Origin of the sequence: Sinomonas sp., assembly GCF_051955515.1 — a bacterium.
In the GTDB taxonomy this organism is placed as follows: Bacteria; Actinomycetota; Actinomycetes; order Actinomycetales; family Micrococcaceae; genus Sinomonas.
In genome coordinates, this window is record NZ_JBQCGQ010000077.1 from 19,173 (window position 1) to 30,957 (window position 11,785).

Here is an 11,785-nt window from a genome sequence, read left to right on the forward strand (position 1 = left end):
ACATGGAATTCGTGGTTCTCTACGACGTGCCCGACGGCGCCGACGTCTCCCGCCTCCGCGAGGTGTTCCCGCAGCATAAGGCCTACTACGAGGCGTTCCGCGCGGCCGGGGGCGGGCTCCTAGCCCTCGGCACCTTCGAAAATCCGAGCGTCAACGGTTCCATGGGTCTCTTCACGAACCGGGAGGACGCCGAGCGATTCGCCGCCGACGATCCCTTCGTGACCGAGGGCCTCGCGACGCCCCGCATCCTCGCCTGGGACGCCGTCCGGTTCGACGAGGAATCCTTCGATGAGGAATCCGAGGACGAATAACACCAGTCTGTGACTGCCCGGATCTGTGACTGCTCTGGGCCATGGGGTAAGGGCTCGGCATGGGCACTCTGCTGGCAGAGCATGTCTACGACGAAATCCTGAACCGCCTCCGTGGAATGCGGGAGAGCGGCTCCCTGCGCCGTGCCGTGGAGGCGGAGGTCTGGGGACCGGCCGCGAGGAACCACCGTCCCCTCGGACCACGCCTCGGCGACCCCTGTACCGGCTGTGGGGCGCCGTGGCCGTGCCCCCTCATCCGCGACCTTCTCGTCTCGGGAATCCTCACGCGGGACCTCCCTTTCGAGGTGCCTCCGCGGGTGCTTGCGAAGCAGCACGTCCCCCGACGGGGGCGACGTCGGTCCCTCAGGCGCGGCGTTCGCCCTTAGTCATTCCAGCCGTCCGGGCGAGCCGGAACACCGACCAGCTGACGGGTGCGAGCTCTGCGGCGAGACGACCGCCGTCGAGCGCTGCGCCTTCCAGGGTGCGCGGCAGCACCGAGGTGCTGTCTTGCTCGCTCGCGTGCCAGAGCGGATCGTCGTTCGTGAAGCTGAGCGCCTCGGTGAGCTGGAGGCCATCGAAGCCGCCGAGGTCGACGTCGAGGTGGAGCGGGTCCGCCGTCGAACGGTTGACGGCGAACACGGTGACCTCGCCGCTCGCGGGATCGTGGGTTGCGGCCGCTGAGAGCGCGGGAATCTCGCCGTGGCGCGGCGAGGCGAACGACGGCGACACCACAGCGAGCCTGAGCACCGTGCCCCGCGCATGGGCGGACGTGAGCGCGAACGGGTGGAAGATGGTCTGCTTCCAGGCCGCGCCGCCGGGACGGGTCATGATCGGGGCGATGACGTTGACGAGCTGGGCGAGGCACGCCGCGTGGACGCGATCGGTGTGGTTGAGGAGCGTGATGAGGAGGTCTCCCACCACAACGGCGTCTGCGACCGTGTAGAGGTCCTCGAGGAGCTCGGGCGCCTCCGGCCAGTCATCCCCGGAGGGCAGCGGGGTCCGCGGACTGTTCATGTGCCAGACGTTCCACTCGTCGAAGGAGATGTTCACGGCCTTCGACGACTTCCGGACGCTCTTCACATGGTCGATGTGCGCCACGATGTCCCGGACGAACCGATCCATGACCACGCCCGCGGCGAGGTGGTCTTCGAGGACTCCGGCGTTCTCGAAATAGTGGTGGGCGGACACGAAGTCGACCACCTCATACGCCTCGGAGAGCACCTGGCGCTCCCACTCCCCGAAGGTGGCCATGCCGGAGTTGGAGCTGCCGCACACGACGAGCCGGAGGCCGTCGTCGGCCATCCGCATCGCGCGAGCCGTGGTCGCGGCGAGCCGCGCGTATTCGGCGGCCGGCTTGTGGCCGATCTGCCACTCGCCGTCCATCTCGTTCCCGAGGCACCAGAAGCGGACGCCGTACGGCTCGTCGCTGCTGTTCTTCCGTCTCAGGTCCGAGAGCGCGGTGCCCCCCGGATGGTTGCAGTATTCGACGATGTCCAGAGCCTCCTGGACGCCCCGCGTGCCGAGGTTGACCGCGAGCATCGGCTCGACGCCAGCTTTGGCGCACCAGTCCATGAAGTCATCGAGGCCCACCTGGTTCGTCTCGGTTGAGTGCCACGCGAGGTCCAGGCGGGCTGGGCGGTCCTCCTTCGGCCCGATGCCGTCCTCCCAGCGGTAGCCCGAGACGAAGTTGCCGCCCGGATAGCGGACCAGGCCCACTCCGAGCTCGCGCACGAGGTCAAGGACGTCGCGCCGCCACCCGGCGTCGTCGGCGGTGGGGTGGCCGGGCTCGTAGATGCCCGTGTAGACGCAGCGGCCCAGGTGCTCCACAAAGGCCCCGAATGTCTCCCGGCGCACCGGGCCCACCACGAACGCGGGGTTCCCCGTGACTCGCCCCCGCGCGGCCGCCATCTACGCCCCGCTCAGGTGCGGCGCAAAGACCCGGTCCACGTTCGTCCGGACGAGCACCGCGCCGACCTGGTCGCTGATCTTGCCGAGCCGGAGGTCTCCCCCGGCCTCGCGCGCCGCCTTGAGGCAGCCCACCATCGCGCCGAGACCTGACGAATCCATGAACTCTGTCTCGCGCATGTTCAGCACGAGCAGCCGGTGTCCCCGCCTGATCGCGTCAGACACTGCGCTCGTCAGATGCCCCACACCGGACATCGTCAGCCGGCCCCTCACAATGACCTCGGCGAAGCCTTCGCGCTCCTCCACGGAGACCGCAATCATGACCGTTCCTCCCCGAGCAGCCACTGAATAGGTGCTCAGACTACTGGCCGACGGCGAAGATCCGCCACCATGCCTCCTGCGCCGCGTAGCATGGCCACCTACGCCCCCTATCGGAAAGGGCTGTCCATGTCTCGGATTGCTGTCATCGGCGCCACTGGTCACATCGGTTCCTATCTGATTCCCCGCCTTGTCCGCGCTGGGCACGACGTCGTCGCCGTGAGCCGAGGGCATCGCGAGCCATACCACCGGGCGGCCGAGTGGGCCTCAGTGGCACGCGTCGTCGCCGACCGGTCAGAGGAAGAAGCGAACGGCGCCTTCGGAGACCGCATCGCCTCGCTGGAGGCGGACGCGGTCATCGACCTCGTGTGCTTCACTCCGGAGTCCGCCCAGCAGCTCGTCGAGGCATTGCGTCCCCAGCGGCCGCTCCTGGTGCACTGTGGGACCATCTGGGTGCATGGCCCGGCCAAGCGCGTGCCCCTCACCGAGGACGAACCGCGCACCCCCTACGGCGACTATGGGACGGGCAAGGCGGCGATCGAACGCCTCCTCCACCGGGAGTCGAGGACGGGCGGGGTGCCGTCCGTCGTCCTGCATCCGGGGCACATCACCGGGCCCGGCTGGCAGGTCATCACTCCGGCTGGCAACCTCGATCCCAGGGTGTGGCGCGCCCTTGCGCTCGGCGAGCCGCTCGGCCTCCCTGACCGCGGCCTCGGCGTGCTCCACCACGTCCACGCGGACGACGTCGCCCAGGCCTTCGAACTCGCCCTCAGCCGCCCTGCCGCCATCGGCTCGAGCTTCCACGTGGTCTCCGAGCAGGCGATGACCTTGCGGGGGCTCGCCGAGGGCGTGGCTGGGTGGTTCGGCCGTGAGCCGCAGCTCGACTTCGTGGACGACGCCGAACTCGAGCGCCGCTACGGTGCCGACCAGGCGGCCACGACCCGCGCGCACGTTGACCGCAGCATCACGGCGAGCATCGCCCGGGCCCGCGACGTGCTCGGCTATTCCCCGCGATACTCGTCGCTTGAGGCGCTCAACGAGGCGCTGCACTGGCTCGTCGATCACGGCCAGGTCGATGTGGATGGGCAGGCCTTCTAGGACTCAGTACCCCGCGACTCAGTACCTCTGGACTCAGTACCCTGCGTGGGCGTCCACGAGGCCCTCGAGCGGCAGGCCCATGGAGAGGTGCCGCACGTTGATCTCGACGCGTTCGCCGAGCAGCGGGCGGATCATCTCGAGAGTGTCGGCCGTGTGGGGAGTGATGAGGGCGCGCGGCTCGTCCCACATCGGATGGCCATCGGGCAACGGTTCGGGGTCGGTCACGTCGAGGCCAGCGCCGAGGATGCGGCCCTCGGCGAGGGCAGCCACGAGGGCGTCCGTGTCCACGAGGCCCCCGCGGGCGATATTGACGAGCACCGAACCGGGCTTCATGGCCGCGAGCTCTGCCTCGCCGATGAGCTTCGACGTCCCGGGCGTGAGCGCGGCGGCGACCACGACGACGTCGGCCTCGGGGAGCAGCTCAGCGAGGTGATCCGCCGTCGTCGTCCGTCGCGCGCCGGGGACCGGCGCCTCGGTTCGCCGCACGATGTCCACCTCCATATCGAACGCGGCGAAGAGCCGCAGGAGCTCAAGGCCGATCCCGCCCGCGCCGATGATCACCGCCGTGAGGCCGTGGAGCGAGGTCCCGGCCGGCTCGCCCCAGCTCCGCGCCACGACCCGTTCCGGGAGGTGGCGATACAGCGCGAGGGTGAGCGCGAGCGCATGCTCGGCGACGGGCTTCGCGTAGGCGCCCTTTGCGCTCGTCCAGATCTTGTCCGGATGCGCGGCGAGCGCATGCGTGTACGACTCGATCCCCGCAGAGGGGAGCTGCACCCACCGGATCGAGGGCGTCAAATCGAGGATGGCTTGGAGCGCGTGCTTGTCGTTGCCGTGGTCGAGAACGAGGCCTTCCGGCTGGTCGTCGAGTCCGACGACGGCCCCTCCACCCGCCGCGATGGCGTCGGTGAGGAATGGGAGGACGTCGCCGTGGATCGCAATCCGGGGTGTGGTGGTCATGGTGCCCAGCCTAACGAGCAGGGCCCGTAGGATCAGGAGGTGCACCGCTTCGCCGTTGTCCTCCCGCTCGACCCGATGCACGTCGGCGAACGCTACGCGGTGCGGAACTGGCCCCTCCACATCACAGTCTCCCCGGTCTTCTCCACCGAGGCGACGACGGCGATGCTCGCCGGCCCCCTCACGGCGGTAGCCTCTGCGCACTCGGCGATCGACGTCGTGGTCGGCCCACCCGAGCTGTTCGGGCCCCGGCACGATACCCCCGCCGCGCGCATCGACTCCTCCGCCGTCCGCGGGCTCCACGACGCCCTCTCCACTGCGCTTGCGCCCTTGGGTGTGGCCTTCGATTCGCCCCGCTACGCCGGCGACGGCTTCCGTCCCCACATCACGACGACGACCCACGGAGCCGCGCAAGAGGGCGCCCGCATCCGCTTGGCGCAGCTCGCGCTCGTCGACATGGAGCCCGGCCCCGGTCCAGGGCGCCCGCAAGTCGTCGCGGTGGCCGGTCTTCACAAGCCGATTCAGTGAGTATCGCGCTCGGCTACTCGCTCTGCTGCGGACGGACGAGACGAACTTCCTCGACGTCGAGCAGGGACTGGATCTGGCGCAGGACCGTGTCGTCGATGACTCGCGTGTTCCGAAGGCGCACTACGGTTGCGCGCTTGTGCGTGATCAGGGCGAGGCGCAGCTTCGAGTACTGGCGTGAACGGAGCACGGCGGGATCGTCGTCGTTCGCACCGTACTCCGCACTCATCTCGGAAAGGTGCTCGACGTACTCGACGCGGATGCGTTCCACGACGTCGTCTGCGATGCCAAGTTCGCGTGCCAGGCGAGGCATGGCGGAGAAGGCCTCCTCGGCCATCGTCCGCTGCGCGAGCACAAGCTCCTCCTTGACCGACGTGTCAGCCGGGATGTGCGCCCACCGGATGACCTTCGGAAGGGCGAATCCCTGGACCACCAACGAGGCGACCACCACGAACGCCGTGATGAAGACAATGGCATCGCGTGCGGGGACACCGCCGCCGTCGGGAATCGACAGGGCGACCGCGAGCGAAACGGCCCCACGGAAGCCAGCAAAGGTGCTCACGACCCGCGCGCGGTTCGTGGTCCGGAGCTGACGCTGGTACGGGCGGCGGTCGATCGCCCGGATGATGTAGGCGGACAGGATCAGCACCCCGAGGCGCGTCACCAGAATCGTCACGTACACGGCGGCCCCGATCAGCAGGGCGCTCGTGAGGGCCGCGCTCGTCAGACCCTCGACGGCGGCTGGGAGCTGGATTCCCACGAGCACGAACAACGCCCCGTTGAGCAGGAAACTCGCGAGCGTCCACACGGCTCCCGTCTGCTGCCGCGTATAGGCGGAGATGGCGAGCGGCGCCGCCTGCGAGAGATACAGCCCGCACGCGACGACGGCGAGAACGGCCGAGGCGTGCGCGAGCTCCGCGCAGAGGAATGCCACAAAGGGCGTGAGCAAGGTGAAGGCATTCCCATACAGCGGGTTGCCGATTCGACGCCGCAGAGCGAGCATCACCCAGGCGACGGCAAGGCCCACGGCCGCCCCGCCCACGAACGAGTACACGAATTCAGCCGTGACGAGGAGCGGTTCGAAGCCCCCGCCGCCCGCCGCGGACGACAGCGCGACGCCGTAGATGACAAGGGCCGTGCCGTCATTGATGAGGCTTTCGGCCCGGAGGACGGTGATCTGCCGCCGGGCGAGCGTGCGCCCGAGCGCAGCGACGGCGGTGGCGTCAGTCGGCGCGACAGCGGCACCGACGATCCATGCAGGTCCCCAATCGAGCCCCAGGGCATGCGCGACGGCGGCAACCGTCGCCGCGGTGACGACGACGAGGAGCGTGCTGCTCAGCATGATGCCGCGGATGAAGCGTCGGATCTCGCGCAGCGAAGTGGTGAGGCTCTCCCAATAGAGCAGCGCGGGGAGGAACAGAAGGAGGACTACTTCGGGCGGCAGGCCAACGTGCCGGAAGGCCGGGATGAAGCTGAGCAGGAGGCCGCCCACGAGGAGCAGCACCGGTTGAGCGACGCGCATCCTCTCGGCCGCGACACTCCCCAAGACGACAGCGGCCCCCAGCGCAACGACGAGTTCAAGACCGAGCATGACCCACCTCCGGATCGAACAGCCGCTAGCCGATTCTAGGCTCTTGGGAGCACGCCCGAACCATGTACTGGCAGGGCCTCCCTCGGACGGTCGAGGGGCCGTAGCGTGAAGGGCATGTCTACTACTTGGCTCATCACTGGATGTTCCACCGGCCTCGGCCGCGCGCTCGCCGAAGCCGTCCTCGAGAAGGGGCACAACGCCGTCGTCACCGCCCGCGACGTCGCCGCCGTCCAGGAGCTGGCGAGTGCGCACCCACACACCGCGCTCCCCCTGCCCCTCGACGTCACCGACCCCGCGCAGGTCGCCGAGGCTGTCCAGCAGGCGGAGCAGCGCTTCGGAGGGGTTGACGTGCTGGTGAACAACGCGGGGTACGGCTATCGGGCGGCGGTGGAAGAGGGCGACGACGGCGACATCCAGCGGCTCTTCGCCACCAACGTCTTCGGTCCCGTCGCGATGATGAAGGCCGTGCTCCCAGGCATGCGGGAACGTCGCCAGGGAGCGATCGTGAACATCTCCTCGATCGGGGCACGCATCTGCCCGCCGGGATCCGGGTACTACGCCGCGAGCAAGGCCGCCCTCGAGGGCATCTCAGGGTCCGCCCACAAGGAACTCGAGCCTCTCGGCATCACCGTGACGGTGGTGGAGCCGGGCGGCTTCCGCACGGACTTCGCCGGTCGCTCGCTGACCCAGTCCCACGAGGCGATCGGCGATTACGCGGAGACCGCGGGCAAGCGCCGCAAGGAGCACGACACCGCGCAGGCACCCAGCCCGGCGATCCGACGAAGGCCGCGGACGCGATCATCGCCGCCGTCGAGGCCGAGAAGACGCCACAGTTCCTCCTGCTAGGAGGGGATGCCCTCGCCGCGTACCGGGCGACGGCCGCCGCCCAGGCGAGCGAGGTCGACGCGTGGGAGACCGTCAGCGCGGGGACCGGCTTCGACTCCTGAGGGTCAGGAGGGCTCGCCCGCCTGCATCGACTCCGCCCACTCGGCGACCCGCCGTGCCGCTTCCTCGTCGGAGACGTCCTCGACCCTGGTCATCACGGACCAGCGGATGCCGAAGGGGTCCCGGACGCTCGCGTAGCGGTCGCCGGTGACGAACGTCGCGGCCGGTTCGCGCAGAACCGCGCCGGCCGCGACTGCGCGTTCGACGGCGGCGTCGACGTCGGGCAGGTACACGCCGAGAGAAAGGCAGTCGTCATCGCCCGCGGGAGGCAGGACGAGGTGGTACGCGGGGTTGGCATCGCCGAGCTCGAGGCGGCCGTTGCCGAAGTCGAGGACAGCGTGGGCCACGATCGGCGTCCCGTCCGGGCCCGGGAAATCGGTGCGGCTCAGCAGCCTCGCCCGGAAGACCGTCTCGTAGAAGCGGATGGCCGCGTCGGCTCCGTCCACCACGATGAAGGGCGTGAGTGACGTTGACCCGCGCGGGGTCCCATTGATGGTGTGCTCGCCGTCTGCGGCCTGGATCTCTTCGCTCATGGCCCCACGGTAGCCAACCCGGAGACGACTGCTCTTGAAGAAACGCGACACTAGGATCGTTCGCGTGGAGGAGCCGAAGTCGCGGGGGCAGCTCACCCCGGATCCGCGTGCTCCGATCGCCCGCATCCAGCCACCGGCAGGGTCGGAGCATGCGATCAAGCACTTCTGGATCGTCGAGTGGTTGCTGCCGGACGGAGAACAGTCGCGTCAGCTGGTGCTCGGCTACCCGGTCATCAACCTCGTCGTCGAACCGGATCGGGCCGCGGTCTACGGCCCGTCGACGACGTCAGGGACGCGCGTCCTCGAGGGTTCCGGTTGGGCGGTCGGAGCCCTGTTGCGCCCCGCCGCGACGCCGCTCTTCACGGACTCCCCGGCACAGTTCGCCAACGGGGCCCGCGAGCTCCACGAGCCTGAGCTGCACGCCGCCGTCGCCCGCGCCATGACGAGCCCCGCCCCCGCGGAGGAGCGATTCGCCGAGGCGAGTAACGCCGTCGCCCGCTGGATCACGGACCGCATGCGGGAAGGGGATCCCCGGGCGCTCGAGGCCAACCGCATGGCCGACCTCGCGGACGGCGACGCGAGCCTGCTCCGCGTGCCGGATCTGGCCCGCGCGATGGGAGCCTCACAGCGCACGCTCGAACGACTCGCCGCCGACTTCCTCGGGCCGACGCCCGCCGCCCTCATGCGCCGTCGCCGGATCCAGCTGGCGGCCGAGCGCCTGCGCCTCGACCCCGACGCACCTCTGGCAGAGATCGCCCAGGAACTCGGGTACGCGGACCAATCGCACCTCACGCGGGACTTCCGCGCGGTGCTTGGCCTCACGCCCCGGGAGTACGCGCGGCTCCCGGGGTAGAGTCGCTGCCATGGCCCTCCCCGAGTCTCCCGGGCTGCTGCCGGCCTCGCCCCTCCGGCTCACGAGCGAGGAGGTCCGCCTCCTGTGGGCGTTCGTCCACGGCGACATCATGAACGCGGCCATGCGTACTTGGCTGCGCGCCTCGCTGGGATTCTGCCCGAGGCATACGTGGGCCTACGCGGTCGTGGAGATCGAGCTGTGGGAAGCGGGGGTCGGCGGCCGCGGCGGCCACCAGCCGTTCGACGTGAGTGTCCTCTACGAGGACCTCTGCCGGCAGCTCGCCCGCAAGCTCGTGCTGCCTCGCGGCTGGGGCCGTCGCCCGGAGGCGGTGCTCCTTCCCGCCCGCCGCTGCTACCTCTGCACCCAGCTCGACCTCCCCTCGCGTGACGGCTTCGCCCTCGGGTACGCCAACTCCAACAGCGACGAACTCGCCGCCGAGGCCAACCTCCTCCACCACACGGGACGGTGGTCTTCCGCGACCGTCGACGCATGGGCTCGCCGCGCCTGCCCCTGGTGCCTGCCGGGGAGCGCGGGTGGGCTCTGCCGCGTCCACCTCGCCGAGGCGGTGCGCGCTGGAAACGCGGGCGACGGCGATCTGGCCTCCGCCGCGGCCCACCTCACCCTCCTTGCCGATCGCCTCGCGGCGCTCACGACGTCGATGACCGCCTCGGGCGAATCCGCGGACTCGCAGACGGAGGCGAGCTGGGTTGAGGCGCTCGGGTTCTTCGCCGGCTGGAGCTTCCCCGCCTATCTCTCAGGGCTGGCCGCGGAACGCTAGGCGCGTGCCCTCAGTTCTCGCCGCAGGATCTTTCCCGACGAGGACTTGGGGATCGCGTCCACGAATTCGACGAAACGCACACGCTTGAACGGCGCAGCATGCTCGGCGACGAAGGCCACGACGTCCTCGTCCCCCAGCTCGGCCCCCGCCTGCCGGACGACAAACGCCTTCGGCACCTCCTCGCCGTCGTCCGCGTGGACGCCGATCACCGCCGCGTCGGCGATGCGGGGATGGGTGAGCAGGAGCGCCTCGAGTTCGGCGGGTGCGATCTGGTAGCCCTTGTACTTGATGAGCTCCTTGAGCCGGTCGACGATCGTCACAACCCCGTCCGCGGTGACGGTCGCGATGTCGCCGGTGCGGAGGAAGCCGTCGGGGTCGATCGTGGCCGCCGTCGCGTCGGGGCGGTTGAGGTAGCCGAGCATGACCTGTGGCCCGCGCACAAGGAGCTGGCCGCGCGCGCTCTCGCCTTCTGCAGGAATCTGGATCTCCTCGTCGGTGGCCGGATCGAGCAGTTTGCACTCGGTATTCGGCACGGTGAAGCCTACCGAGCTGAGTGGCACCTTGCCCGCCGCCTCGAGCGGGATCAGGTGCGAGACGGGGCTGAGCTCGGTCATCCCGTAGCCCTGGAGCATCGTGCAGCCGAGTCGACGGGCGACGGCGGCGCCCAGCTCGCCGTCGAGAGGTGCGGCGCCGGAGAGCGCGGCTCTCACGGACGAGAGATCGTACTGGTCGACGAGCGGATGCTTCGCCAGCGCGACAGCGATCGGCGGTGCGATGAACAGGTACGTGCAGCGGTGGTCCTGGGTGATGCGCAGGAACTCGGCGAGGTCGAACTTGGGCATGGTGACGAGGCGGGCCCGCTCTCCCAGCGCGAGGTTCAACAGGACGGTCATGCCGTAGATGTGGAAGAACGGCAGCACGGCGAGGAGCACGTCGTCGGGCGTGACGCCCAGAAGCGCGCGGGCCTGGGCAACGTTGGCCACGAGGTTGTATTGGCTCAGCATCACCCCCTTCGGGGTCCCGCTGGTGCCGGAAGAGTAGGGAATGACGGCGCTGGCGTGCGGATCGATGGAGATCTCAGGCGCAGCGAGGCCGGAGCTGAACAGTTCGGGGCGGGAGTCAATCACCAGGAGCCGGTCCGACGGCATTCCCGCCTGCTCCGCCGCGGTCTGCGCGCGGTCGAGGAAGGGCGAGATCGTGAAGAGCCACTCGGCGCCTGCGTCCCTGAGCTGCCCGCCGACCTCTTCGGCCGTGTAGAGGGCGTTCACCGTGGTGACGGCGGCGCCCGCCCGAAGGATTCCGTGGAAGACAACGGCGAACGCGGGCACGTTCGGACAGAACAGTCCGACCGTGGTTCCGGGCCCGACGCCTTTGCTTGCGAGCCAGCCAGCCAGCGAATCGATCCGGGAGACGAGGTCGCGGTAGGTCGTTTCAGCGCCGCTGGTGCCGTCAACGATCGCGACTCGGGCGAGATCGTCCTCGCCGAGAGAGCCGAACAGGTAGTCGTAGAGCGTGGCCTCGGGAATCTCAACGGTGGGATACGGGCTCGTGAACATGGCTTTATTGCAGCGGTTGAACGTTCTGAGGGCAAGGCCCCGCGCGCAGCCTCAGCTGCTCGCTGCCGCCAATCGCTCCCCGAGCCTGCGCATGGCGTCCCGTAGCTCGGGAGGTTCGATCACGGTCACCGGCCACCCGAGACGCACCACGTGGTACGCGAGGTAGTCGAGGTCGTCGGCGCCGGCGGTAAGGAGGGAGTGCCCGTCCCCGTCGGGCTCCACGACGGCCATCGTCGAGGGCACGAATTGCGCGACCTCATTCGCGGAGGCCGCGATCCGGACCTTCGCGACGAAACGATAGGGCGCCTGCGTGATGGACGCGCGGACGAACTCGAGGGCATCGGGCGCTTCCCGTGGCTTGAACCGCCAGCCCGTCCCCCGAGCGGCGGCCATCCGGTCGAGGCGGAAGGTGCGCCAATCG

13 protein-coding genes are annotated in these 11,785 nt (G+C 69.5%); 6 read left to right on the forward strand and 7 right to left on the reverse strand.

The window, feature by feature from the left end; genetic code table 11:
• Window positions 1-2: 2 nt before the first annotated feature.
• Window positions 3-311, forward strand: a complete 309-nt coding sequence (locus ACTHL9_RS04440; RefSeq protein ID WP_440517581.1) for a YciI family protein — start codon at window positions 3-5, stop codon at window positions 309-311.
• Between the two features lie 360 nt (window positions 312-671).
• On the opposite strand, the gene arfA is transcribed toward ACTHL9_RS04440, so the two are convergent.
• Together arfA and ACTHL9_RS04450 are read right to left on the reverse strand one after the other, a co-directional pair.
• A complete protein-coding gene (arfA, locus tag ACTHL9_RS04445; RefSeq protein ID WP_440517583.1) occupies window positions 672-2,216 on the reverse strand; it encodes an arabinosylfuranosidase ArfA in 1,545 nt (514 codons plus the stop codon).
• Entirely contained in the window at window positions 2,217-2,534 is a 318-nt protein-coding gene (locus ACTHL9_RS04450; protein WP_440517584.1) for an STAS domain-containing protein, read from the reverse strand. It lies immediately after the preceding gene.
• 126 nt (window positions 2,535-2,660) lie between these two features.
• Between ACTHL9_RS04450 and ACTHL9_RS04455 the strand changes: the two genes are divergently transcribed.
• Window positions 2,661-3,629 (forward strand): NAD-dependent epimerase/dehydratase family protein, encoded by a 969-nt coding sequence (locus tag ACTHL9_RS04455; protein ID WP_440517585.1) that lies wholly within the window; start codon window positions 2,661-2,663, stop codon window positions 3,627-3,629.
• Window positions 3,630-3,662: 33 nt separating this feature from the next.
• Here the strand turns inward: ACTHL9_RS04455 and ACTHL9_RS04460 are convergent, their stop codons facing one another.
• Window positions 3,663-4,586: a D-isomer specific 2-hydroxyacid dehydrogenase family protein gene (locus ACTHL9_RS04460; protein ID WP_440517586.1), complete on the reverse strand. Its 924-nt coding sequence runs from the start codon at window positions 4,584-4,586 to the stop codon at window positions 3,663-3,665.
• Between the two features lie 39 nt (window positions 4,587-4,625).
• On the opposite strand from ACTHL9_RS04460, the gene ACTHL9_RS04465 reads away from it, so the two are divergent.
• Window positions 4,626-5,111: a 2'-5' RNA ligase family protein gene (locus tag ACTHL9_RS04465; protein WP_440517587.1), complete on the forward strand. Its 486-nt coding sequence runs from the start codon at window positions 4,626-4,628 to the stop codon at window positions 5,109-5,111.
• 13 nt (window positions 5,112-5,124) lie between these two features.
• On the opposite strand, the gene ACTHL9_RS04470 is transcribed toward ACTHL9_RS04465, so the two are convergent.
• Window positions 5,125-6,699: a Na+/H+ antiporter gene (locus tag ACTHL9_RS04470; RefSeq protein ID WP_440517588.1), complete on the reverse strand. Its 1,575-nt coding sequence runs from the start codon at window positions 6,697-6,699 to the stop codon at window positions 5,125-5,127.
• A 114-nt stretch (window positions 6,700-6,813) separates the two neighbouring features.
• Between ACTHL9_RS04470 and ACTHL9_RS04475 the strand changes: the two genes are divergently transcribed.
• Window positions 6,814-7,545 carry an oxidoreductase gene (locus ACTHL9_RS04475; protein WP_440517589.1) on the forward strand — a complete coding sequence of 244 codons (732 nt, stop codon included), beginning with the start codon at window positions 6,814-6,816 and terminating at the stop codon, window positions 7,543-7,545.
• A 104-nt stretch (window positions 7,546-7,649) separates the two neighbouring features.
• On the opposite strand, the gene ACTHL9_RS04480 is transcribed toward ACTHL9_RS04475, so the two are convergent.
• Entirely contained in the window at window positions 7,650-8,177 is a 528-nt protein-coding gene (locus tag ACTHL9_RS04480) for a VOC family protein (protein ID WP_440517590.1), read from the reverse strand.
• Window positions 8,178-8,241: 64 nt separating this feature from the next.
• Between ACTHL9_RS04480 and ACTHL9_RS04485 the strand changes: the two genes are divergently transcribed.
• Both ACTHL9_RS04485 and ACTHL9_RS04490 read left to right on the forward strand, forming a co-directional pair.
• Complete coding sequence (locus ACTHL9_RS04485; protein ID WP_440517591.1) at window positions 8,242-9,030, forward strand: helix-turn-helix domain-containing protein; 789 nt, start codon at window positions 8,242-8,244, stop codon at window positions 9,028-9,030.
• 10 nt (window positions 9,031-9,040) lie between these two features.
• Window positions 9,041-9,808, forward strand: a complete 768-nt coding sequence (locus tag ACTHL9_RS04490; protein WP_440517592.1) for a hypothetical protein — start codon at window positions 9,041-9,043, stop codon at window positions 9,806-9,808.
• Here ACTHL9_RS04490 and ACTHL9_RS04495 read toward each other — a convergent pair.
• Window positions 9,805-11,364: an AMP-binding protein gene (locus ACTHL9_RS04495; RefSeq protein ID WP_440517593.1), complete on the reverse strand. Its 1,560-nt coding sequence runs from the start codon at window positions 11,362-11,364 to the stop codon at window positions 9,805-9,807. The two genes, ACTHL9_RS04490 and ACTHL9_RS04495, sit on opposite strands and share 4 nt — an antisense overlap.
• A gap of 51 nt (window positions 11,365-11,415) precedes the next feature.
• On the reverse strand, window positions 11,416-11,785 hold a 370-nt coding region (locus ACTHL9_RS04500; protein ID WP_440517595.1), incomplete at its 5' end, for a WYL domain-containing protein.

Excerpts from the sequence above, each read along its gene's own strand:
- ACTHL9_RS04440 (WP_440517581.1), top strand. The coding sequence starts at position 3 with ATGGAATTCGTGGTTCTCTACGACGTGCCCGACGGCGCCGACGTCTCC.
- arfA (WP_440517583.1), bottom strand. The coding sequence starts at position 2,216 with ATGGCGGCCGCGCGGGGGCGAGTCACGGGGAACCCCGCGTTCGTGGTG.
- ACTHL9_RS04450 (WP_440517584.1), bottom strand. The coding sequence starts at position 2,534 with ATGATTGCGGTCTCCGTGGAGGAGCGCGAAGGCTTCGCCGAGGTCATT.
- ACTHL9_RS04455 (WP_440517585.1), top strand. The coding sequence starts at position 2,661 with ATGTCTCGGATTGCTGTCATCGGCGCCACTGGTCACATCGGTTCCTAT.
- ACTHL9_RS04460 (WP_440517586.1), bottom strand. The coding sequence starts at position 4,586 with ATGACCACCACACCCCGGATTGCGATCCACGGCGACGTCCTCCCATTC.
- ACTHL9_RS04470 (WP_440517588.1), bottom strand. The coding sequence starts at position 6,699 with ATGCTCGGTCTTGAACTCGTCGTTGCGCTGGGGGCCGCTGTCGTCTTG.
- ACTHL9_RS04475 (WP_440517589.1), top strand. The coding sequence starts at position 6,814 with ATGTCTACTACTTGGCTCATCACTGGATGTTCCACCGGCCTCGGCCGC.
- ACTHL9_RS04480 (WP_440517590.1), bottom strand. The coding sequence starts at position 8,177 with ATGAGCGAAGAGATCCAGGCCGCAGACGGCGAGCACACCATCAATGGG.
- ACTHL9_RS04490 (WP_440517592.1), top strand. The coding sequence starts at position 9,041 with ATGGCCCTCCCCGAGTCTCCCGGGCTGCTGCCGGCCTCGCCCCTCCGG.
- ACTHL9_RS04495 (WP_440517593.1), bottom strand. The coding sequence starts at position 11,364 with ATGTTCACGAGCCCGTATCCCACCGTTGAGATTCCCGAGGCCACGCTC.